The sequence below is a fragment of the Streptomyces chartreusis NRRL 3882 genome, assembly GCF_900236475.1.
Lineage (GTDB): Bacteria > Actinomycetota > Actinomycetes > Streptomycetales > Streptomycetaceae > Streptomyces > Streptomyces chartreusis_D.
On record NZ_LT963352.1, the window covers coordinates 8270824 to 8291696 of the forward strand.

The window sequence follows — 20873 nt, forward strand, 5'->3', positions numbered from 1 at the left end:
GGACATGAGCCTGACGTCCGCCGCGACCCTGGCCACCCTGGACCGGACCGGCCCCCGGCGCATCACCGATCTGGCCGCGGTCGAGGGCGTCACCCAGCCCGCGATGACCGCCCTGGTCCGGGTGATGGAGCAGTCCGGCCTGGTCGAGAGGCGGGGCGACGCGTCCGACAAGCGGGTCACGCTGGTGTGCCTGACCGAGGCCGGCGCCTCCTATGTCCGGACGCGGCGCCAGGCGGGCGTCCACGCGTTCGAGCGGTTGATCGGCGAGCTCACCGGCGACGAGATCGAGGCGCTGGTGGCGGCCCTTCCGGCGCTGAAGCATCTGGCAGAGCTCGAAAGCCAGGACCGCGAAGCGCCGAAGCAGTGACCGGGCAGCCGGTCGGCGGGGCCGCGGTGAAGGCGTTCCCGGTGGCGCGTTCCGAGGCGCGGCTGCTGGTCCCCGCCCTGATGTTCATCGCTCTGGTCGTGGCGGCGGTCGCCAGCCTCGGGACGCCCCTCATCACCAGCGTGGCGACCTCGTTCCACGTCTCGCTCGACAGCGCGCAGTGGACGCTGACCGTCGCGCTGCTCAGCGGCGCCGTCGCCACGCCGGTCCTGGGCCGGCTCGGAGCCGGCCCGCACCGGCGGGCCACGATCCTCGCCACGCTGGCGGTCGTCGTCGCCGGCAGCGCGCTCACCGTGCTGCCGCTGCCGTTCGCGTGGCTGCTGGCCGGCAGGGCGGCCCAGGGCATCGGGCTCGGGCTGACGGCGCTGATGATGGGCGTGGCCCGGGACCACCTCCCCGAGGAGCGCAGCGCGGCCGTGGTCGCCCTGATCTCGGTGGTCTCGATCATCGGGGCCGGTGTCGGCTACCCGCTGGCCGCACTGCTCGCCGAACTCGGCGGGGTACGGGCCGCCTACGGCCTCGGCCTGGTCGTCACCGCCGCCGCCCTCCTGACCGCGTGGCGCTCCATGCCCGAAGCCCCCGAAGGCCGCTCCGCCCACGTGGACGTGGCAGGCGCGGTCGTCCTGGCCGCTGCGCTGCTCCTGGTGCTGTTCCTCGCCGGCGAACGGAATCTGTGGAGCCGGCACCTCGCCGTGGCGGCGGGCCTCGCCGCCGTCGCGGTGGTACTGCTCTGCGTCTGGGCCGTCGTCGAGTTGCGCAGCACGACACCCCTGGTCGATGTGCGGGCGGTGCGGCATCCGGCGGTCGCCGGGGCGAACCTCGCCATGTTCGTCGGCGGGATCGGCATGTACCTCCTGCTGACGCTCATCACCCGGTACGCGCAGACGCCGCACGGCGCCGGCTACGGCTTCGGGCTGACGACCTTCGTCGCCGGGCTGGTCCTCATCCCGTTCTCGGCGCTGGGGTTCGTCGCCGGCAAGCTCACGCCGCGGGTCCGGAAGCGGGTCGCCGACCCCCTGCTCCTGGCGGGCAGCGCCGTCGTGGTCGGCGGCGGGTTCGCCCTGTTCGCGGCGGCCCGGTCGGACCTGGCCGAACTGTTCGCGGCGATGGGCGTGCTCGGCTTCGGAGTCGGCGGCTTCTCGGCCGCGATGCCCGGCGTCATCCTGGCCGTCACCCCCAAGAGCGAGACGTCGAGCGCCATGAGCTTCAACTACGTCGTCCGCAGCGTCGGATACTCCCTGGGCAGCGCCATCGGCGGCCTGATCCTCGCCGCGGGCACCGGCCCCGGCCACCTCTTCCCCGACGACAGCGCCTACACCACCGCGGCGCTGGTCGGCATCGGCGCCATGGCGATCACGACGCTGACAAGCCTCGCTCTCGCCCGCCGACGCTCGTCCGAGACCAACCCTTAAGGCAGATGCACTCATCCCCACACTGGAGGTTCCATGCCCAAGGGCTACTGGGTCAGCGTCTACCGCACCATTTCAGATCCTGAAAAGCTGGCTGCTTACAACAAGCTGGCCCGCCTGGCCGTCGAGGCCGGGGGTGGTCGGACCTTCGTCCGTGGCGGTCGGGTCGTGGCGCATGACGCCGGAATCGCCGAGCGCACCGTCCTGGTCGAGTTCGACAGCTTCGAGCAGGCCGTCGCGGTGCACGAGAGTGCGGCCTACCAGGAGGCGCTGGTCGCCCTCTCCGACGGCGTCGAACGCGACTTCCGCATCGTCGAAGGCATCGAATGACCGAGGTCCAGTCGGATCTTCACTGAAGGCGCACAGAGCTCCAAGAAGCTCGACTCGCCGAGGTGCTGTGCAACGGCAGCTACACCCTCACCCCGCTCGGCCACGACGCCCGCGAGGCCCTGCGTTCGGTCACCGAGTGGTCACAGCGGTGTGGGGCGCCAGCGCAACCAGTTCTGACACCAGCTTGCCCGGGAGTTCGGGGCGGGACGGATCATCGCCACGGGATACGACAAGCCGGCGTTCCGCTACGAGGCGACCGTCCTCGTCGCTGCCATCACCGAGTGGCTCTGACGGACGCCCACGTCAGGCGCTGAACACGGCGTTGCGGCGTAGCTGTTCCGTGCACCACCGGAAGTGCCCGTCACGGTCGTCCAGGCCGAAAAGGTCGTAGGTCGTGAGGGCGTATGCGGCCTGATAGGCGGTGAGGGTCGCTGGCGCATACCCGAGTTCGCGGGCGAACAGCCTGGTGAGTTCCGCAGTGTGCTCCTCGGCGTGCGGCCCGTACATGTCCCAGATGGCGGCGGCGACGGCGGCCTCGAAGGCCGGATCGCCCGCGGTCGTGTAGAAGCCGAAGTCAAGCACCGCGACGGGCCGGCCGGTCGCGTCGATGTGGATGTTGGGCGGGACGAGGTCGCCATGGATCGCTGTCACCGGGGCGTCGGGGAGCGAGCGCAGTGCCTTCAGCGTGCGTTCAACTCCCGCCTCGAAGTCCGGCACGTAGGCAGCCAGGGCGGCACCGTGCCGGGCTGCGGCCCGGGCGGCCAGGGCCGCGAGCGCGTCGCGGAAGCAGTCGTGATCCCGCCACAGTGGACGGTCGTCACCCTGGACGGTCAACTGGCGCATGGCGTCGGTGCCCGGCACGGCGGCAAGACCGCGCAGAACGGCGATCAACGCGTCGCTCTGCTGGGTGGGCAGCTCGCGCTCATGGGCCGTGTGCGCGGAGTCGACCCGCATCGGGTCTCCGGGCAGCTCACGCTCGTACGTCACCAGGACGTCCTCCTGGTACTCGACGTCGAAGATCTCCGGGGTGGAGAACGGCAGCGGATGCTGCGCAAGGTCCGCGTATACCTGGCGGACGAGATCGAAGTCGGCTGGCGGCCGACCGCTCCACACCTTGGCGGCCCGGCCCTCGCCCAGCCTGTAAACGACGCCCTCGACACCAGCGCCGATACGGCGGACACCCGTGTGCCCGCGGTCGGCGAAGTATGCGAGCCATGGGTCGGAGAGTGGGGCTTCCGCGTTCGGGAGGTTCTCCATCCGCGTATTAGACCAGCAGCCGCACGGACCTCACTGGAGGTATTCGTGCCGCGCCTCGCCCGCACCCCGGACCCTCGCCGCCGGCCCCGACGGCCGCACCCTGGCCGTCGACGGCGACGCAGGCGAGGGCGCCGGATTCATGCCCGGAGCACCGGAGGTCCCGGACCCCACGGGCCGGGACCTCCGATGGCAGCTGCCTACCGTGCGACTGTCGCAGGGCAACTCTTCAACCCTTGTGCTGAGTTGCCGTGCTGGCGGGCTGTTACAAGGGGAGTGGCTCGCGCTCTGACCGGACAGCCGGGGCGGGCCGCTCGATCACAGCAGGTCGAGGATCCAGCGCTGGTTCTCCGACCCGTCGCACGTGAACTGGGCAGCCTGTGCGCCGTTGGCGGTGCTGGCGCCCGAAATGCCCAGGCACTTGCCGCTCTTGCGGTTCTGTAGCCTGGCATCGTCCGTCGGCCCGCCCGAAACGGGAATGATCACCCAGTCCTGATTGGCGTCGCCGGACCCATTCGCGATGATCGCCGCCGCGCCGTTGGCGGTGCTGGCGCCGTCGATGCCCAGGTTCTTGCCCGAGCGTCCGTTCTCGAAGCTGAAGAAGTCGCCGTCCTGGATCATGTCCCAGTACTGGGAGGAGTTCTGGTCGTTTCCGGGCTGCTGGACGACTCTGGCGCCGTTCGCCGTGCTGTTGCCCGTCGGCTGCAGGAACTTACCGGACTTCGCGTTCCTGAGCCCGACGATCGGGGCTGCTGCTGCCCGTGCGTCGAGGGTCGACAGCTGTAGCGGGTTCGGGGACCAGGAGTCGCTCGGCGACTGTGCGGAAGCGATCGCCGGGCTGGCGACCGCCATCAACGCTCCGATGGCAACGGCCGCGACGGTGTTCCTGGTACGCGATGTGCGCATGAGACTTCTCCTCACGATTGGTGTTACTGGGGTGACCGCGAGTACTCAATCAGAGGTACAAATGAATCGCTAGATCGTTCGAATAATCGACTGAAAGCACTTTCTTGACGGATGGCACACGACATGCAGGCGTTCAGATCAGCACCAGGTGAAGGGTCTTCCCGCCCCGAACAGGGCCCGACATCCCAACCCGCCTTCCGGCCCTTGGCGGAAATTCGATGCTCGATTTTCAGCAGGGCCAATTCCGGCCGACGGCTGACATGCCGACGCGTGGGGACCGGGTGGGCCGAAGAATGATCGGCATACAGATGAACATGGGCGGGGCGCCGCACGTGAAGACGGGTATGGAAGCCTCCCACCGCGTCGAGCCTGCGCTGCGGCCGTTACCCTCTGCACCGCAACGATCACCCGCACCTCGGACGCCGGCGGATCCAGCGCGGCTGGGCTGGCTGGACGCGTTGCGCGGTATCGCGGCGCTCGTCGTGGTGTTCGACCACTCGTCGTACGCCTTCATGGCGGAATTCCGGGCCGAGTTGATGCCGGAATTCAACACCAGTAGGTACGGCATCATGGTGTTCTTCCTCGTGAGCGGTTACATCATCCCCGCCTCGCTCGAACGGCGGGGCTGTGTCCGGACCTTCTGGATCGGACGCGTCTTCCGCATCTATCCGCTGTGGGCGGCCGTCGTCGCCGCGGTCCTTGTCGCCAACGTGGTGGGGGTCGCGCAGATCCGTGACTTCGACGGGCAGAGCTTCGCCACGGTGGCCGCCGCCCATGTCACGTTGCTCCAGGAACTGCTGGGAACGCCCAACCTCCTGCTCGTCCTGTGGACACTCTCGTACGAGATGGCCTTCTACCTGCTGGTGGTGGCTCTCTTCTCACTGCGGCTTCACCAGCGGTCGGCGCCGGTCGCCGTGACCCTGGCCGTGCTGGCCGCAGTGAGCGTGACCGTGGCGAGTGCACTGCCCGTGTCCGCTCTCACCGACGCGGTCGGAACCGGCCCGCTGGTAGCCGTCGCCGCGATCGCCATGGTGGTCGCCATCTGCTGTGCGAGCGGCACATCAGCCGCGCTACGGGTGTCGGGGGGCGTGCTGGGCGGGGTGCTGGGGCTCGTGCTGGTCGCCTTCAACAGCACGGTCCCCATGTGGGAGGGACTGGTGATTCTTGCCGTCATGTTCCTGGGCACCGCCGTGTACCGAGCCGAGAGCGGTGAGAGCACCTGGAGGTATGCGGCTTGCACCGCGGTCGTCGTGGTGGCCTGCGCGGTAGGGGCGGCCTACGCCTACGGCGACGGGTCCCACTTCACGCGGCGCGCCTGGATCCTGTCGTTCCTCCTGGCCGTGCTCACGTTCGGCGTCGGGCTGGCGGTTCGCCGGCGTCTGATACCGCGCCCACTGATGTGGCTCGGGACGATCAGCTACTCGGTCTACTTGGTGCATCCGGTCCTGCTGGCGGTCACCGACGGCACGATCGGCCGCTGGCGGGAGAACAAGCCGTTGCTCGAACTGGCCTTCTACGCCGTGCTGTTGCCCCTGTGCGTAATGACCTACCGTTACATCGAGGCACCGGGGCAGGCGGTGGGGCGAAAGGTGGCGCGGCGCGTTCGGCGGCCGGGGCGGGAGTCCGTGCCGCCAGGGAGCAACGGAGGTCCCGGACCGAAACGGTCCGGGACCTCGCCACCATGATCTGGCGGTCGCTACGAGATCGTGACCCAGCCCTGGTTGGCGGAGCCGTCGCACGGGAACTGGGCGGCGGCCGCGCCGTCGGCGGTGCTGGCGCCCGAGATGCCCAGGCACAGGCCGCTCTTGCGGTTCTTCATCGCGTAGTACGTCCCGTCATAGACGCCCCAGTCCTTGTACCAGTCCTGGTTGAGGTCGCCGGACGGAGTCGCCGTGATGGCCGCCGCGCCCGCCGAAGTGCTGGCGCGGTCGATGCCGAGGTTCAGCTTCGACTGCCAGTTCTCCCAGCTGTAGACGGTGCCGCCCTCCGAAAGGACGGTCTCCCAGAGCTGCAGAAAGCTGTCGTTGCCGGATCGCTGCACGACCTTGGCCCCGTTGGCGGAGCTCACGGCCTGCAGGTACTTCCCGGACTTGAGGTTCTTGATCTTGATGGTGGCGAGGGCACGTCTCGGCGTCGGGTCGTCGCTCTGCTGCGACGGAGTGTGGGCGATCGCCGGGCCGGCTGCCGCCAGCAGCGCTCCGGCCAGCAGGGCCGCGACGGCGGCGCTCCTTCGTGTTGCGAGCATGGCATGACTCCCTGTGCTCGTGGGGGGTTCAGTGGTGAGAGTGGCCAGTCAGTTCGAGGGGGACGGAACGCCCGTACCTGCTCTAGTGCATCGCCCAGCCCTGGTTGGCCGAGTCGTCGCAGGGGAACTGGGCGGCCTGCGCGCCGTTGGCGGTGCTGGCACCCGAGATGCCCAGGCACAGGCCGCTCTTGCGGTTCACCATGGCGAAGTACTCCCCGCCGTAGCCGTTCCAATCCGCGAACCAGTCCTGGTTGATGTCGCTGGACGGAGTCGCGATGATGGCCGCCGCACCGGCGGAGGTGCTCGCGCCGTTGATGCCGAGGTTCCGCCCCGCCGCCTGGTTCTCGAAGGTGTAGTAGTCGCCGAAGAGGTACACCTCCCAGATCTGCAGTGACTGGCCACTGGTCGTGGGCTGCTGAACGACCTTGGCGCCGTTGGCGGTGCTCACGGCCTGCAGTGCCTTTCCGGACTTGAGGTTCACGAGCCGAGCGGTGCTCACGGCGATCTTCTGGGGCGCCGGGTCACTGCTCTGCGGCGACTGGGCGTGGGCGACGGCCGGGCCGGCCGCGGCCAGGAGTGCTCCGGCCAGCAGACTCGCGACGGCGGTGCGGGTGCGTGTTGCGCGCATGACATTTCTCCTGGTGTGTGAGGGCCCGGTGGTGTGCCACGGCCGACACAAAGGTCGCGCCGGGCTCGGCATCCGGAGTGAAGTCAGAGGAGAGCGCCCCGTCGCCGCGGGGCTTGGGCAGCGGGGGCGGCGCCGACCTCCAACGGGTCGGTCGGCTGGTTCGCGAGGCCCGGATCGCGCCCGGTCGGCGCACAGGTCGGAGCCCGGTCGGTCGGTGAGCTCAGTGGGCCATGGCCCGGCCCTGATCGGCCGGTCCGGCGCAGCGGAACCCCGCATGTGTGGTGCGCATGACGTTCCCCCGTGTTTCAGTCGCTGCGCGAGCGCTCCGCGACTCCCCTGTGTGGTGTGACGGTTGGTGCTGCTGGTGTCACGAGGGGTACTCAATCAGGCCGTCGGGGAGAGCGCCAGATCGTCAGTATTTTTCGACTGAAAGGGCATGCTTGACGAGGGCATGTCGCGCGTGCATCGAACTGCCGAACGAGTTGTGCGCGAGGCTTGTGGGCATGGGCCAGGTTTACGGCAGGGGCGGCACGTGAGCGCGCTGCTCGAACCTGACCTCCGCTTCGGGGGCGAGTCCGAGCTGCGGGCCGGTGAGGCGTTCGGGCGCTGTGATGAGGATGTTGTAGTGGTTCGGGAAATGGCAGGCGTCGAATCCCAGGACCGTCCCCACCATGCGCCCGCCGGCCCAGACCTCGTCGCCCCGGTCGATGACGCCGGCGCATCCGATCTCCACGAAGCCCAGGAATCCGACCCGGTCGATCCGGGCGCCGCCGGATGTCTCCGTGTGGTCCGTGGTCACCAACTCGTGCACCTCTCCACGGCGGACACACCGGCTGGCGAACCCTTCCAGAGTCATCCCCCGGTCGTCACGCCGGTGGGTGAGGACCTTCACCAGCCGCCCGTGCACGGCGCGCTTGGCACCGTCCTCTCCGGGTGTCATGGGTGGCGTACCTCCTGTCGGGGGTGGGGGCGAGCGAGGCCGTCGCACGCGTATGTGGCGGCCACCAGTTCCAGGGCGGCCAGACCGTCGGGGCAGTTCGGGCGGCGGCCGGCCAGGACGTCGGTGAAGTCCCGCAGCACGCCTGCGTATTCGTGCCAGAGGGAGCCCTTGAACTCCGGATGGCCCGCGAGCATGTCGGCCTGGTCGACGGTCCCGTCGGCGAGCCGCACCCCGACCGTCTTGCGCTCGCCGGGACGCGACCAGTCGAGCACCACCCGGGACGCCGCGCCGGACGGGGCGGTCAGCAGCACCTGAGCCTGCCGGTCGACGCCGCGCGCATCTCGGTGCACGGTGGCCTCGGTCACCCGTACGTCGCCCAGGAACAGGCGAACGAGATCGAACGCGTTGGGCCCGTTGTCGGCGACACAGCCGCCCCCGCAGCGCTCCGGGTCGAGATACCAGCGGTCCCGGCCGGCGTGTTCCTCGATCGTCTCCTCGTAGCGCACCGTCAGCGACACGATCGGGGCGCCGGAGGCGATGCGCCGGCGGAGCGCGTCGACCTCCCTGTTGTAGCGGCGGTGGAAGGAGGTGAACAGTACGGTGCCGTTCCGCCGCGAGAGCCGCGCGAGATGGCGGCCGTCGTGCGCACGCGTGGCGAGCGGCTTCTCCACGCACACCGCGCGCCCGGCCGCCAACGCGTCCCTGCACACCGGGTAGTGCAGGTCGTTCGGCACTTTGACCACCACGGCGTCCAGGTCCGTGGCCCGCAGCAGCTCGCGGTGGTCCCGGTAACGCGGTACGTGGGGCGGTGCGGCGGCGAGCCGGTTCTCGTCGGGGTCGCAGACCGCCACCAGCCGCGCACACGCGGTGCTTTCGAACGCGGCCAGGTAGAAGCGGGAGATGACACCGAGTCCGATGAGGCCGATGCGCGGAAGTGTCATGCCGGGCTCCCCGCCGCCGTCGGTGGGACGGGTTCCGGGAAGCTGAGACCGCTGCTCCGGGCCAGATCGAGCATCTCCCGGTGCAGGACCGGCTCCAGCGGGACGCCGTGAGCGCGCCGCTCCCTGGAGCGGGCGTCCTCCGGACAGCCGGGATAGCGCACCGGTTCGTCCGCTCGGACCGGTGGGCAGCCGAGGAGGGCACCGAACAAGCCGGCCGCGTCGGTGCGGAACTCCGCCTCGGGCCTGAGGCGCCCGGGGGCGACGGCCAGCAGGAAACAGCCGATGTCGTCGTCCGGGCCGGCCGGCTCCGCCGTTTCCTCCTGTGGGCCGATTCCGGCTCCGGGGACGAGTGCGGACAGTACCTCGACCAGCAGACCGAGCCCGAAGCCCTTGTAGGCGCCGGTGTCCGGGTCGCCACCGAGCCAGCGCAGGTGTGCCTGGCCGCGGTCGAAGGCGGCAGGGTCGGTCACCGGCGCGCCGTCGTCGTCCTGGAGCCAGCCCGCGGGCACGCTCTGCCCGGCGCGTGCGGCGGCCCGGACCCTGCCGGTGGGGGCGACCGTGGTGGCCATGTCCAGGACGAACGCCGGCCGGTCGCCGGCCGGGGCGGCCAGCGCGAGCGGGTTCGTGCCCAGCATGGGGGAGCGTCCGCCGACCGGGCGGACGATCCGCTGCCGGCCGCAGTTGGCCGTGACCAGGCCCACCATGTGGTGCCGTACCGCGCGCAGGGCGTGGTGACCCGCGCAGCCGAAGTGTGTGGCTCCCCGCACCGACACCATGCCGACTCCGTACCGGCGGGCGCGTTCGACCGCCAGGTCCATCGCCTCGGTGGCGGCCCACAGACCGAGCGCCCGGCGGGCGTCGAGGAGCACCGAGGCACCGCGGTCGGTGACGACGCGCGGCTCCGCGCGCGGGTCGCAGCGGCCCGAGTCGAGCAGGGGCAGATAGAGCCGGATGAGGTTGGTGACGCCGTGACTGGTGAAGCCCGTCAGGTCGCCGTGGCACAGTGCCTCTGCGGCGGCCCCCGCTCGGTCCTCGGGCAGTCCCCTGGCGCAGAAGACCTGCGTCACGAACGCCAGGAGGTCCGGGTAAGGCACCCGGACGGCGACGTCGCCGGTAGTGGCGGAGGCCTCGGGCGGGACGGCGTACGGCCCGGAACGGGGCGGCGTGGCAGCCGTGGCTTTTGCGTCCGCTGACGCTGTGGAGGTGGTGGAAACCGTCGAGGTCATCGAGGAGCGATCCTGTCCGCGGCCGCGCCGGGCACGGCAGCTGAGTGGGCGTCAGATGGTTCGCCGGCACCGTCGCCGGGCGGCCCGTGGCGGACCCGGGCGACGAGAACGCGGGCGATCTCGTCGGCGTAGCGGTCCAGGTCGTCCAGGTCGACGTACTCGCCGGCGGCGTGCGCGTGGTTGGTGTCCAGGTCGCCGGGGCCGAAGACCGCCGTGTAGCTGTCGGGTACGTCCGCCATCCAGATCGCGTCGCAGGTGAAGGCCGGCTCCTCGTCGGGCCAGCGCACCAGGCCCGCGTGTCGTTCCAGCAGTTCCTCGGCCCACGGCGCGCGGCCTCGGCCGTCCAGCGCGGGCAGGCCGCGCTTGTGCCAGTGCAGGGAGGTGATCCGTGTCGCGTCGGCGGCCGTCCTGGCCAGGTCGGGGGTGCCGGCGACCCCGGAGGAGAAGTCGGCGAGTGCTTCGCGCAGCGTCTGCTCCAGCGCGGCCTCGGCGGCCCGGCCGGCCGACCGGGATCCGTAGGAGAGGTTGAGCAGCAGGCGGCCGGTGCCGTAGACCCGGTTGTGCCGTTCGCCGGTGTGCAGGCCGGCCACGCACACCCTGCCGTCGCCGATCCGCGGTGGCAGGGCTCGGGCCAGGTAGTGGCTGATGTGCCCGAGCAGCACGGTCGCGTTGTGACCGGCCGCGGGGCGGTCGTCCACGGCGTCCTCGCCCTCGACGCGGACCACAGCCGTCATGGAGGCTGTCGAACGCGGCAGGAAGCGGTGCCCGGTGGGCTCGCAGAACAGGTTCAGCCCGCCGGTGAACCCGTCCTCCACCAGCGGCCTGGTGCCGAACGTACCCATGGCACCGCCTTCTTCCCCGGCGACTGCCTGGACGAGCACACCGACCCGGCTGCCCAGGGCCGGTTCAACGGCGCGAGCGGCCCGGATGCCGGCGAGCAGGGCGACGGCGGGGCCCTTGGCGTCGACCGCTCCCCGGCCGGTGAAACGCCGGCCGTCGAAACGGGCCGGCCACCAGCCGGCCACCGTGTCCAGGTGGACGTTGAACATCACCGTGTCCTGCCGCGGGAGTTCGGGGCCGAGGCGCAGCACCAGGCTGGGCTGCCGAACCAGGAACGTCTCGTCGAGGGCCGCCTCCCGGACCGTGAGCGGCACGTCGTCCCGGCGCAGCGCTGCCGGATCCGGCGGGGCGTGGTGCAGCACCCTAAGACCGAGTGTCGCGGCGGCGACCGCATAGGCCCGGCCGGCCTCCCAGAGGCGCACGGCGGGACCGTCGGGGCCGGTCTCCAGGGGGCCTGCCGTGGGAGTGCCGAGCAGGTCGAGCAGCAGGTCGTGATCGGCCGGTGTCAGCCGGGCGGGCACCGGCAAAGCCGCGGGAGGCGAGTGGGCGGCGGATCCGGCCGGGACAGGGGGCCGGGCCGGGACGTCAACCATGCCGCCCCCCGCCGGCGGGAGCCCGGTCGGAGAGGGTTTCCTGCCGCACGAGCCGTTCCAGGCACCGCCCGTAGCGGACGAACGCCGCGACACCGTCAGCGCCGGTGGTGTCCTGGCCCTGGTGCGGTTGCAGATGGGTGTGCGGTTCGATGGACCAGGCCCCGGTGTAACCGTGGTCGGCGAGGGCCCTGAGGCAGGAGCGCACGGCGGACTCCCCGTCGCCCGGCATTGTGTACCTGACCTGGCCGTCCGGTCCGGTCCGGGCGTCCTTGACGTGCACGTGAGCGACGTGGTCGATGATCTCGTCCAGCAGCGCGCGGGCGTCGTAGCCGTACGGCACTCCGTTGCCGATGTCGAACAGCAGCCGCAGCGCGGGTCCGCCGGCGCGGTCGATGAGCTCCCGCATCCGGTCGGCCCGGGTGCCGGCCCAACCGCTGCAGTTCTCGTGCAGCAGCACCAGTCCCTCCTGCTCGGCCTGCCGGACCAACCGGGCCATCCGGTCCAGCGCCCGCCTGCCCCACTCCTCCTCGTGCAGGCCGGAGTTGGGGTAGGACATCACCCGGACGAACCGGGTGCCCAGGGTGGCGCACCGCCGGGCCAGCCGCCGCAGCTCCCGCACGTCGTCCTCGAAGGGCCCGGTGATCGGGCGGCTCCAGTTGGCGATCCGGGAATCGACGCAGACGACGTCGAGACCGGCTGCCCCGATCCGGTCGGCCACGGCGGCGAAGGCCCGGTCGTCCAGGTCGGCGACCGCGACACCGTCGACGGTCCGCAACTCGATCGCCGTCCAGCCGAGTCGGCGCAACGCGTCCAGTTGCCCGGTGAGATCCGCGGCGGCCTCGTCCCCGATGCCCGCGAACCGGATACCGGGAGCCGCCCGTCCGCTCGGGGGGTGCGGGGGGCTGGGGGAGTCCTCGGTCACGCCGCGCCCGGACTCCCCGGAGCCCGCTCCGGACAGGTCAACGCCCATGCGACAGTGCCTCCTTGCGAGGGTGCGGGGCGCGGGTGGGAGACAGGGCCGCCAGTCGTTTCGCCTCGTCGAGCAGCTCCACCGTCCGCACGTGCAGGCCGAGGTCGCCGGCCCCGTCGCCGCCCTCGGCGTAGCCGCGATAGGCATGGGTCAGACATGCCGTGAGGGAGTCGTCACGGAAGACCTCGCGGGTCGTGCGGCCGTCACGTGTGATCTCCAACTGTGCGAAGTCGTCGTCCTGGCCGACCGCGTAGTGCCCGACGACGCTTCCGTCGTCCATGCCGAGGACGATCCGCCGCTGACGCACCGGTGCGGACAGGTCGGACAGCACCGTGCTGCGGATCCCACCCGTGTGCAGCAGTTCGAGGTGGGCACCACCCATGTCCGGCACCGTCGTCGGTCCCACGCGCAGGTCGGCGCAGTGCGCGCCGCGCAACTGCGCGTCACCGAGCAGGCGCAGGAGGAGACCCACCGCGTGCGGCGCTTCCACGTCGAAGGCGGACGTGTGACTGCTGGTGCTCAGGGAGCGCCGGAACCGGGGCTTGTGCTGGGTGACGGACACGGCACGAACAGCGCCGAGCCCCCGGTTGCCCACCAGGTGGACGAGACGCCGGGTCAGCGTGCTGTGCAGCCAGGGCGCCACCACGGACAGGCGCAGCTCCTGTTCCCGCGCGAGCCGCAGGACGCACCGCAGCGTGTCCAGGTCACCGGCCAGCGGCTTCTCCATGAGGATCCGCGAGAACCCGAGCGCGGCCACCTCGCGGAGCACCTCGGCGCGCACGGCGGGGGGAGTGCACAGATGGACGACGGTCCGCGCCGGGTCCAGAAGATCGCGCGCCCGGCGCAGGGAATCGGCGATCAGCAGATCCCGCTGCTCGGCACGGGCGGTGTTGCCCGGATCCACTCCCACGATGGGGTGATCGGCGAAGGTGCCGAGGACTTGCGAGCGGGCGCGCGACAGCACCGGCACATGCAGCCCCAGGCCCGAGCGGCCCAGGCCGACGATCAACGTGTACAGCACGGCTCGACCCCTTTTTTCGCGCAGTCTTTCCGAAAGTCGCACACCGGTATGATTTCGCGTGCGAATGCGACGTCGGGCGCACCGGGCGCAGGCTGGAGAATGGAATCGAAATTCTTCTGCATACCCATCCCGTCCGTCCCTGAAACGCGCGCTGAAGTCCTCACGGAATGCGCGGAGAAAGGATTGTCACGGCCTCGGCGCATCGTATCCGATGGTGGCCCGCAGTGCGCGGGGGCGCCCTTTCCGAGTCCCACGGCAGGATGGCTGAAATTCACGGCGGAGATGGCTCTGGCGTCCGGCCGGACCGGTCGATGCGGCTCAGGCTGGCGACTCCGGCCTCGAGGCCGAACCCGTGGACGAAAACAATCGGCCGTGGCGCGGTGATCGGTGAGCGGAAGAAATGTTTCTGCGCTCTTCCGGGGCACTTATCTCCGTTGACAGGCCCGGAAGGCTGCTAGTACTCATGTATCTTGCAGCGAGGCTGAATCACCCTCGAGCAATCCGAAAAAGCATCCTTTTCGGATTCCCGCGGTTCCGAGTGCGAGACAGGCGGATTTCTCCGCAGTTTTTCGACGACGAGGAGTGAGATGTCCAACAAGACCGCCCAGGCCGAGCGGCTCCGGCAGCGCTTCGCGCTGTACGACACGGACGGGGACGGGCGTATCGAGCGCGGCGACCTGGAGGCGGAGGCCCGGCGCATCGTCGAGGCCTTCGGTGAAGAGGAGAACTCCCCCAAGGCGCAGGCGCTGCTGCACGCGTACCCGCACATGTGGGACTACATGATGCAACAGGCCGGCCGCGACGCCGGTGAGGCCCTGACGGTCGAGCAGTTCGTCGAGATCGCCGACGCGCAGATGCTGAGCAAGGGCGCCGTCGGCTTCAGCGCCGTGCTCCGGCCCAGCATCCGCGCGATGGTCGACCTGTGCGACATCGACGGCGACGGGCAGGTCGATCCGCAGGAGTTCCGGAAGTGGCTCGGGGCCATCGGCAGCGACCGGATCGACGCGGACGAGGCGTTCCGCCAGGTGGACACCGACGGAAACGGGCGGCTGTCCGTCGACGAACTCGTAGCCGCAGTGGGCAAGTACCACGCGGGTGAGCTCGACGCCCCGCTCCTGGGTGTCTGACGCGCGGACCCACGGCGGCGACCGCTCCGCAGGAGGGCGGCTCGGAGCGGGCCCCCGCCCGCGGACACTGATGAGTCCCGCGGGTGCCGAGGGCGGGCCCCTGTCCGCCGCCGAGGCCCGCGGAACCGGCCGACGGGCCGCGTCGGCGGGACCGGCGCCGGAGACCGGGCGCCTCCGGGTGCGCGCCGCGCTGGTGCTGCTGGCCCTGGGGCAGGGGGTGCCCGGCGCGTGGGCTCTGTGCGCGCCTCGATCGTTCCACGACGCGTTTCCTCTCCCGGCTTTCGCGTGGGTGACCAAATTCCCCCCTTACAACGAACACCTCCTGCGTGATCTGGGTGCTCTGTCGCTCGGCCTGACGACGGTTCTGCTGTGGGCCGCTGTTCGTCCCGAGCGGTCTCTGGTGCGGGCGGCGGCCTTCGGCTGCCTCACCTTCACGATTCCGCACCTGATATTCCACGTGGCGCATCTCGGGCGCTTCGAGACCGTGGACGTGGTCGGTCAACTCATCTCCCAAGTCACCCCGATCATCGTGGCGGGGATGGTGGTTTTGCTGAGTCGGCGAAGTGATGGTGCGGGCATATAAATGCCCCGCCCCTTTCTTCTCACTCGTAAGAGTGGGTTGGCGAAACCAGTTCAGGAAACTATCTGAAGCGCAGGTCCCCAAAAGGAAGACGAAAGGAAGAAGCGTGAGCACTTCCGTACAGGAGCAGCGGCTGCGTCGCCGTTTCGACATGTGGGACAAGAACGGCGACGGCACCATCGATCGCAGTGACTGGGAAGGCGAGGCAAAGCGCATTCTGCTCGCATTCGGGGAAACCGAGAGTTCCCCGAAGGGCCGGGCCCTCACCGACGCGTACCTCGGTATGTGGGATCACCTCGCGGGACAGGCCGGAGTCGGCCACGACGGTGCACTGGGCTTCGACCAGTTCAGCGCCGTGGCAGGGGAGCAGGTGCTCGACCGCGGGCAGGCCGGTTTCGACCAGGTGCTGCGTCCGACGATCAGCGCGATCGCCGACCTGTGCGACACCGACGGTGACGGTCACGTCAGCCCGCAGGAGTTCCAGCGCTGGATCGTGGCCATCGGCAGCAACGAGTCCACGGCGGGCACGGCGTTCAAGCTGATCGACACGGACGGCGACGGCCAGTTGTCCGTCGACGAGCTGATCGCGGCCGTACACCGCTACCACTCCGGTGAGCTGGAGTTCTCCCTGCTCTGACCCGTCCGCGACCCACCCCTCCCGCGTCCGGCGCTCCCCGGCCCACGAGGAGCGCCGGCGTCACCCCTCGCCGGCACTCCGATGCGCCTCGGCGCGACGAAAGGAACCATGTCCAGCGCATCCCCCGGACCGAGGGACGGCAGGCGCGGCCGGGCGACCGGCACCGGGCACGACACCTCGGTACAGGTGCCCTTCTTCACCCAGGCCCGGACCTTCGAAGCGCTCTGGCCGGACATCCGGTCCCGGCTCACCGAAGTCCTCGACGACGGCAAGTTCTCGCACGGCCGGCAGGTCGCCCGGTTCGAGGAGGCACTGGCCCGGTGGACCGGCGCACGCTACGCGGTCGGCGTGAACAGCGGCACCGACGCCCTCGTCCTGCTTCTGCGCGCCTGCGGCCTGCGGCCCGGAGACGAAGTCGTCGTCCCCGCCTTCACGTTCGTGGCCTCGGCCTCCTCCGTCGTACTGGCCGGCGGCCGCCCGGTCTTCGCCGACATCGACCCCGTCACCTACACGATCGACCCCAAGTCCGTGGCCGACGCGGTCACTCCACGCACCCGGGTGATCATGCCCGTCCACCTGTTCTGCCAGATGGCCGACATGGACGCGCTGCTCGACATCGCGCACCACCACCGGCTGACCGTGGTGGAGGACAGCGCCGAGGCCATCGGCATGCGGTGGAACGGCGTCCATGCCGGACTGCTCGGATCCGGTGGCGTGCTCTCGTTCTTCCCCACCAAGACACTGGGGGCCATCGGCGACGCCGGCGCGATCCTGACCGACGACCCCCAACTCGCCGAGACGGCGGCGGCGTTGCGTCACCACGGGCGCTTCGGCCGGACGCTCGCCCACTTCCCGGGCATCAGCAACGAGACCACCGTCAACGGCGTCAACAGCAAGATGGACGACATCCAGGCGGCCGTCCTCCTCGCCAAACTGACCCGACTGCACGAGGACATCACGCGCAGGGCCCGGCTCGCCGCCGCCTACACCGAACGGCTGTCCGGCACGCCCGGCGTACTCCGGCTGCCCACCGTGGTGCCCCGCACCGCGCGGACCGACCCCGTCTTCTACGTCTACCTCGTCGAGGTCGAGCGGCGCGACGAACTGGCCGGGTACCTGGCCGAGCACGGCGTGGGCACCGAGACGTACTACCCGGCCCCGCTGCACCTCCAGGAGTGCTTCGCCCATCTGGGGTACCGGCGCGGCGACTTCCCGCATGCCGAGAGGGCCTGCGAGCGCACCGTCGCCCTCCCGCTGTACCCCGACATGAGCCTCGACGACGTCGACACGGTGTGCGACCTCGTCCGCCGCTTCACGACGGGGAGGCCGGCGTGACGGTTCCCTTCTTTCCCCCGGACCTCTTCGAGGACGACCGGCAGCAGCTCATGGACCTCGTCCACGACATCGGCACCGCACCGGAGCAGAGGTTCCTGCTCGGCGAGCACACCGCCCGCTTCGAGGAGGCCCTGCGCGACTCGCTCGGCGCCGCCGACGTCGTGGCCTGCTCCAGCGGCACCTCCGCGCTGACCCTCGTCCTGCACGCCATGGGCATCGGACCCGGCGACGAGGTCGTCGTACCGGCCTACGGCTGTGCTCCGCTGGCCAACACCGTGGCGGGGCTGCGGGCGACGCCGGTGTTCGCGGACATCGACCCGTGGACGATAGTGGCCGACCCGGACCAGGTCGAACGGTCGATCACCGACCGGACCAGGGCCATCATGCCCGCGCACATGTTCTCGGTGATGGCCGACATGCCCCGCATGAGCGAGATCGCCCGGCGGCACGGAGTGCGCCTCGTCGAGGACTCGGCGGTCGCGCAGGGCGGTGTCCTCGACGGCCGCCCCGCCGGGACCTGGGGCGAGGCCGGAGTGTTCTCCTTCGTCCAGGTCAAGACCTTCGGAACAGCCGGCGAGGGCGGCGCCGTCGTCACCATGAACCCCGAACTGGCCCGCACGGTCAGGTCATTGCGCAACCACGGGCAGAGAGAGCGGTTCGTCTACCCGCGAACCGGCTACAACAGCCGGTTCGACGAAGTGCTCGCCGCCTTCCAGCTCCACCGGCTCCGCGGCTTTCCCGACCTGCTGGAACGCCGGGCCCGCATCGCCGACCACTACACCGAACGCTTCACACCGCTCGCCGAGCGCGGTGTGCTGCCCCCTCCGCCGGGCCGCAACGGCCGCTGCTTCTACGTGTACTCGCTGCTCGTCGAGGAGCGGGACGAACTGAAGCGGTATCTGGCCGACCGGGGCATCGAGAGCCACGTCTACTACCCGCTCCCGCTGCCGCACCAGGCCGCCTTCACCCGGTTCGCGCCCGCGGGCCGGCGCTGGCCGCACGCGGAGAGCGCCAGCCGACGCCAACTGGCCATCCCGGTCCACCCCCGCCTCACCGACGCCCAGGTGGAGCACATCGCGGACACGGTCTGCGCGTACGCCGGGCTGAGCCGCAGCCGCTGACCGAACCACTCGAAGGAGCGGAGCAGATGACGACCCGCACCGAGGCCGGACCGCTCACGTCCAAAACGGCACGTCCCGAGAGCAAACTGCGCAGCTATGCCCGGCTGGGCAAACTCGACGTCTACGACTACTACCCGAGCGTCGCCGTGGCACTGTCCGCGGTGCTGCTGCCCGTCTCCGGTCTGCGGCCCACCACGATCGTGACGCTCACCCTGTTCCTTGCCGGCGCGGTCTGCGTCATCGTGGCGATGGTCGCCCTCGACGACGTGACCGGCTATCGCGACGGCAGCGACGCCGCGAACTACGGTCCTGACGACCCGCTGCGCAACAAGCTGCGCAAGCCGCTGGTGGCGGGGACCCTGACCCTGCGCGAAGCGCTCGGTTTCGGGTGGGCCACGGCCGCCGCCGGCGCCGCCCTGTGGGCCGCCGCCGTGGCGACCGCCCCGCACCGGCCCACCTGGACCGTGGCGCTGGTCGTGGTCCTGTTCGTGGTCTCCGTCCAGTACTCCTACGGGCTGAAGATCAGCTACCGCGGCTTCCAGGAGATCTTCCTCGCCGGGCTGGGCGCGGCCCTGGTGATGGGCGCGTACGGGCTCGCGGCAGGCCACTTCTCCGGATTCGTGCTGGTGCAAGGGGTGCTCTTCGGTTTCGGACCGCTGCTGTTCGGTGTGTACTCCAACACCAACGACATCCCCGGGGACCAGGCCGTCGGGCGTCGCACCGTGGCGTGCCTGGTGTCGCCCAAGGGCAACGCCGTCTTCATCGGGTCGCTCTCCGCGGCGGAGTTCCTGACCGGCGCCGTCGCCTCCGCCACCGGGATCGCCCCGTGGTGGTTCGTGTTCCTGATGCTGCCCGTCACCGCGCTGCGCGTGCGGCAGTTCCTCACCGGCTTCCGCCACGGGGACATCATGCGCGCCCGCAAGCTCGGCTTCCCCGCACACCGGGTCGGCACCGTGCTGCTGATCACGGCGAACCTGATCGTCGGCGCGGGGGCCACCGGATGAGCCCTGATCTCGACGTGGCCGTGGTCGGCGCGGGCATGGCGGGACTGACCACCGCGCACGAACTGCGGCGCGCGGGCCTCGAGGTACGGGTCTACGAGCAGCAGGAGCACGTCGGTGGCAGGATGCGCAGCTTCCGGCACGACGGATACACCATCGACGAGGGCGCCGAGCAGATCTCGGCGCAGGGCTACCGCGCGACCTGGGAACTGCTGTCACGGCTGGGCGTGCCGCACCGCGACGTGCCACGGATCGGCACGTCGGTCGGCGTGTGGCGCGGCGGACGGGCCCACCCGGGAGCGGCGGACCCCTCCGCGGTGCTCACCGGCGCCGGGCTCTCGCCCCGAGCCCGGTTCGACCTCGCCCGGATCCTGGCCTGGACGGCGTCGCACCGCCGGGAGTTCGACGCCGACCACCCCGAACGGACCCCGGCCGGGACCCTGACGGCCAGGGAGTTCGCGCGCCGGTACCACAGGGACGTGCACGACTACCTGTTGCAGCCGGTCGCCGGAAGCTTCTTCGGCTGGGACACGGCGCGCTCCGCCGTCGCACCGATGCTCAGCCTGCTCCTGGAGGTGGGTCCGGCCACCGGCTGGCGGACGTACCGCGACGGCATGGACCTGCTCGCGCGGCGGCTGGCCGAAGGACTGGACGTGGTCACCGGCAGTCAGGTGCACGAGGTCGTCACCGAGGAGGGCCGCGTGCGGTTGCGCGTCGGGAACGACAGCGTCACGGCGCGCTCGGTGGTCCTCAGCGTGCCCGCCCCGGTCGCCGCGCGCCTGCATGCCGGCGCCCCCGCCGACGAGCTGTCGTTCCTGTCGGCCTGCACCTTCACCCCCACGCTCAAGGTCAGCTGCCTGCTGGACCGGCCGCTCGCACCTGCGTGCCGCAAGCCGCTGTACGTCCTGCTGACACCGGACGCGGAGGACGACGTGCTCTCCGCGATCATCGTGGACCACGCCAAGCACCCGGACCGGGCGCCCGCCGGCAAGGGGCTGCTGACCTTGATGGCCGACGCCCGCAGCATCCCCGACCTGCTGACCGCGCCGGAACGGCAGACCGCCGAGCGGCTCGTTCGCGCGGCCACCTGGTACGTCCCCGGTCTGGAGAAGAGTGCCGGGCGCCACTTCGTGCACGCCTTCCCCCACGGCCTGCCGGAGGCCACTCCCGACGCCCTGCGCCGACGCGGGCCGTTCATGCGGCGTGCCGTACGGCCGGTCGAGTACGCCGGGGACTGGGTGATGCTGCGGCCGGCCAGCGAAGGCGCCGTGCGCTCGGGCGCGCTCGCCGCCTCTCGCGTCCTCAGCCGGCTGCGGCCACCGCGGTCGGCCGGACGGCCCCGCCCCGCCTCCCGCCCGACCGAGGAGAACGTCTCGTGAAACCG

Annotated in this window: 21 protein-coding genes; 11 read left to right on the forward strand and 10 right to left on the reverse strand. The window is 70.7% G+C overall.

What is annotated here, in order from left to right:
* Positions 1 to 4: 4 nt before the first annotated feature.
* The 3 genes from SCNRRL3882_RS37270 to SCNRRL3882_RS37280 are packed head-to-tail and all read left to right on the forward strand — an operon-like array spanning position 5 to position 2124.
* The gene (locus tag SCNRRL3882_RS37270) at positions 5 to 367 is read left to right on the forward strand and encodes a MarR family transcriptional regulator (RefSeq protein WP_010040872.1); all 363 of its coding nucleotides are present in this window, start codon (positions 5 to 7) and stop codon (positions 365 to 367) included.
* Entirely contained in the window at positions 364 to 1797 is a 1434-nt protein-coding gene (locus SCNRRL3882_RS37275; RefSeq protein WP_010040870.1) for an MFS transporter, read from the forward strand. The genes SCNRRL3882_RS37270 and SCNRRL3882_RS37275 overlap by 4 nt, the downstream gene beginning before the upstream one ends.
* 33 nt (positions 1798 to 1830) lie before the next feature.
* The gene (locus SCNRRL3882_RS37280; protein WP_010040868.1) at positions 1831 to 2124 is read left to right on the forward strand and encodes a DUF1330 domain-containing protein; all 294 of its coding nucleotides are present in this window, start codon (positions 1831 to 1833) and stop codon (positions 2122 to 2124) included.
* A gap of 303 nt (positions 2125 to 2427) precedes the next feature.
* Here the strand turns inward: SCNRRL3882_RS37280 and SCNRRL3882_RS37285 are convergent, their stop codons facing one another.
* Together SCNRRL3882_RS37285 and SCNRRL3882_RS37290 are read right to left on the reverse strand one after the other, a co-directional pair.
* A complete protein-coding gene (locus SCNRRL3882_RS37285) occupies positions 2428 to 3381 on the reverse strand; it encodes an aminoglycoside phosphotransferase family protein (RefSeq protein WP_010040866.1) in 954 nt (317 codons plus the stop codon).
* Between the two features lie 315 nt (positions 3382 to 3696).
* Positions 3697 to 4284: an RICIN domain-containing protein gene (locus tag SCNRRL3882_RS37290; RefSeq protein ID WP_010040863.1), complete on the reverse strand. Its 588-nt coding sequence runs from the start codon at positions 4282 to 4284 to the stop codon at positions 3697 to 3699.
* Positions 4285 to 4724: 440 nt separating this feature from the next.
* Between SCNRRL3882_RS37290 and SCNRRL3882_RS37295 the strand changes: the two genes are divergently transcribed.
* Entirely contained in the window at positions 4725 to 5969 is a 1245-nt protein-coding gene (locus SCNRRL3882_RS37295) for an acyltransferase family protein (protein ID WP_267880841.1), read from the forward strand.
* A gap of 11 nt (positions 5970 to 5980) precedes the next feature.
* Here the strand turns inward: SCNRRL3882_RS37295 and SCNRRL3882_RS37300 are convergent, their stop codons facing one another.
* The 8 genes from SCNRRL3882_RS37300 to SCNRRL3882_RS37335 all read right to left on the reverse strand — a co-directional run bounded on the left by SCNRRL3882_RS37300 (position 5981) and on the right by SCNRRL3882_RS37335 (position 13688).
* Positions 5981 to 6529, reverse strand: a complete 549-nt coding sequence (locus SCNRRL3882_RS37300) for an RICIN domain-containing protein (protein ID WP_010040859.1) — start codon at positions 6527 to 6529, stop codon at positions 5981 to 5983.
* 82 nt (positions 6530 to 6611) lie between these two features.
* Entirely contained in the window at positions 6612 to 7157 is a 546-nt protein-coding gene (locus tag SCNRRL3882_RS37305) for an RICIN domain-containing protein (RefSeq protein ID WP_010040858.1), read from the reverse strand.
* A 514-nt stretch (positions 7158 to 7671) separates the two neighbouring features.
* Positions 7672 to 8097, reverse strand: a complete 426-nt coding sequence (locus SCNRRL3882_RS37310; protein WP_010040857.1) for a DUF6917 domain-containing protein — start codon at positions 8095 to 8097, stop codon at positions 7672 to 7674.
* Complete coding sequence (locus SCNRRL3882_RS37315; protein WP_010040854.1) at positions 8094 to 9038, reverse strand: Gfo/Idh/MocA family protein; 945 nt, start codon at positions 9036 to 9038, stop codon at positions 8094 to 8096. Before SCNRRL3882_RS37315 ends, SCNRRL3882_RS37310 begins: the two co-directional genes overlap by 4 nt.
* Positions 9035 to 10264: an Ldh family oxidoreductase gene (locus tag SCNRRL3882_RS37320; RefSeq protein WP_010040851.1), complete on the reverse strand. Its 1230-nt coding sequence runs from the start codon at positions 10262 to 10264 to the stop codon at positions 9035 to 9037. The genes SCNRRL3882_RS37315 and SCNRRL3882_RS37320 overlap by 4 nt, the downstream gene beginning before the upstream one ends.
* Entirely contained in the window at positions 10261 to 11625 is a 1365-nt protein-coding gene (locus SCNRRL3882_RS37325; protein WP_010040849.1) for a M20/M25/M40 family metallo-hydrolase, read from the reverse strand. Before SCNRRL3882_RS37325 ends, SCNRRL3882_RS37320 begins: the two co-directional genes overlap by 4 nt.
* 64 nt (positions 11626 to 11689) lie before the next feature.
* Positions 11690 to 12667, reverse strand: a complete 978-nt coding sequence (locus tag SCNRRL3882_RS37330; protein WP_010040847.1) for a sugar phosphate isomerase/epimerase family protein — start codon at positions 12665 to 12667, stop codon at positions 11690 to 11692.
* Positions 12657 to 13688 (reverse strand): Gfo/Idh/MocA family oxidoreductase, encoded by a 1032-nt coding sequence (locus SCNRRL3882_RS37335; RefSeq protein WP_010040845.1) that lies wholly within the window; start codon positions 13686 to 13688, stop codon positions 12657 to 12659. The genes SCNRRL3882_RS37330 and SCNRRL3882_RS37335 overlap by 11 nt, the downstream gene beginning before the upstream one ends.
* A 587-nt stretch (positions 13689 to 14275) precedes the next feature.
* On the opposite strand from SCNRRL3882_RS37335, the gene SCNRRL3882_RS37340 reads away from it, so the two are divergent.
* From SCNRRL3882_RS37340 to SCNRRL3882_RS37370, 7 genes are all read left to right on the forward strand, one after another.
* A complete protein-coding gene (locus tag SCNRRL3882_RS37340) occupies positions 14276 to 14815 on the forward strand; it encodes an EF-hand domain-containing protein (RefSeq protein ID WP_010040842.1) in 540 nt (179 codons plus the stop codon).
* Positions 14816 to 14993: 178 nt separating this feature from the next.
* Positions 14994 to 15398, forward strand: coding sequence for a hypothetical protein (locus SCNRRL3882_RS37345; protein ID WP_010040839.1), 405 nt, complete (start codon positions 14994 to 14996; stop codon positions 15396 to 15398).
* A gap of 103 nt (positions 15399 to 15501) precedes the next feature.
* Positions 15502 to 16032 carry an EF-hand domain-containing protein gene (locus SCNRRL3882_RS37350; RefSeq protein WP_010040837.1) on the forward strand — a complete coding sequence of 177 codons (531 nt, stop codon included), beginning with the start codon at positions 15502 to 15504 and terminating at the stop codon, positions 16030 to 16032.
* Positions 16033 to 16140: 108 nt separating this feature from the next.
* Entirely contained in the window at positions 16141 to 17367 is a 1227-nt protein-coding gene (locus SCNRRL3882_RS37355; RefSeq protein ID WP_010040835.1) for a DegT/DnrJ/EryC1/StrS family aminotransferase, read from the forward strand.
* A complete protein-coding gene (locus SCNRRL3882_RS37360) occupies positions 17364 to 18488 on the forward strand; it encodes a DegT/DnrJ/EryC1/StrS family aminotransferase (protein ID WP_010040834.1) in 1125 nt (374 codons plus the stop codon). Before SCNRRL3882_RS37355 ends, SCNRRL3882_RS37360 begins: the two co-directional genes overlap by 4 nt.
* Positions 18489 to 18514: 26 nt before the next feature.
* The gene (locus SCNRRL3882_RS37365; RefSeq protein WP_010040833.1) at positions 18515 to 19492 is read left to right on the forward strand and encodes a UbiA family prenyltransferase; all 978 of its coding nucleotides are present in this window, start codon (positions 18515 to 18517) and stop codon (positions 19490 to 19492) included.
* Complete coding sequence (locus SCNRRL3882_RS37370; RefSeq protein ID WP_029181241.1) at positions 19489 to 20868, forward strand: protoporphyrinogen/coproporphyrinogen oxidase; 1380 nt, start codon at positions 19489 to 19491, stop codon at positions 20866 to 20868. The genes SCNRRL3882_RS37365 and SCNRRL3882_RS37370 overlap by 4 nt, the downstream gene beginning before the upstream one ends.
* The last annotated feature ends 5 nt before the right edge of the window (positions 20869 to 20873 follow it).

What these genes read in the sequence shown, in the direction of transcription:
- SCNRRL3882_RS37270 (WP_010040872.1), top strand. Translation starts at nt 5, where the DNA reads ATGAGCCTGACGTCCGCCGCGACCCTGGCCACCCTGGACCGGACCGGC.
- SCNRRL3882_RS37280 (WP_010040868.1), top strand. Translation starts at nt 1,831, where the DNA reads ATGCCCAAGGGCTACTGGGTCAGCGTCTACCGCACCATTTCAGATCCT.
- SCNRRL3882_RS37285 (WP_010040866.1), bottom strand. Translation starts at nt 3,381, where the DNA reads ATGGAGAACCTCCCGAACGCGGAAGCCCCACTCTCCGACCCATGGCTC.
- SCNRRL3882_RS37290 (WP_010040863.1), bottom strand. Translation starts at nt 4,284, where the DNA reads ATGCGCACATCGCGTACCAGGAACACCGTCGCGGCCGTTGCCATCGGA.
- SCNRRL3882_RS37300 (WP_010040859.1), bottom strand. Translation starts at nt 6,529, where the DNA reads ATGCTCGCAACACGAAGGAGCGCCGCCGTCGCGGCCCTGCTGGCCGGA.
- SCNRRL3882_RS37305 (WP_010040858.1), bottom strand. Translation starts at nt 7,157, where the DNA reads ATGCGCGCAACACGCACCCGCACCGCCGTCGCGAGTCTGCTGGCCGGA.
- SCNRRL3882_RS37310 (WP_010040857.1), bottom strand. Translation starts at nt 8,097, where the DNA reads ATGACACCCGGAGAGGACGGTGCCAAGCGCGCCGTGCACGGGCGGCTG.
- SCNRRL3882_RS37315 (WP_010040854.1), bottom strand. Translation starts at nt 9,038, where the DNA reads ATGACACTTCCGCGCATCGGCCTCATCGGACTCGGTGTCATCTCCCGC.
- SCNRRL3882_RS37320 (WP_010040851.1), bottom strand. Translation starts at nt 10,264, where the DNA reads ATGACCTCGACGGTTTCCACCACCTCCACAGCGTCAGCGGACGCAAAA.
- SCNRRL3882_RS37330 (WP_010040847.1), bottom strand. Translation starts at nt 12,667, where the DNA reads ATGGGCGTTGACCTGTCCGGAGCGGGCTCCGGGGAGTCCGGGCGCGGC.
- SCNRRL3882_RS37340 (WP_010040842.1), top strand. Translation starts at nt 14,276, where the DNA reads ATGTCCAACAAGACCGCCCAGGCCGAGCGGCTCCGGCAGCGCTTCGCG.
- SCNRRL3882_RS37355 (WP_010040835.1), top strand. Translation starts at nt 16,141, where the DNA reads ATGTCCAGCGCATCCCCCGGACCGAGGGACGGCAGGCGCGGCCGGGCG.
- SCNRRL3882_RS37365 (WP_010040833.1), top strand. Translation starts at nt 18,515, where the DNA reads ATGACGACCCGCACCGAGGCCGGACCGCTCACGTCCAAAACGGCACGT.
- SCNRRL3882_RS37370 (WP_029181241.1), top strand. Translation starts at nt 19,489, where the DNA reads ATGAGCCCTGATCTCGACGTGGCCGTGGTCGGCGCGGGCATGGCGGGA.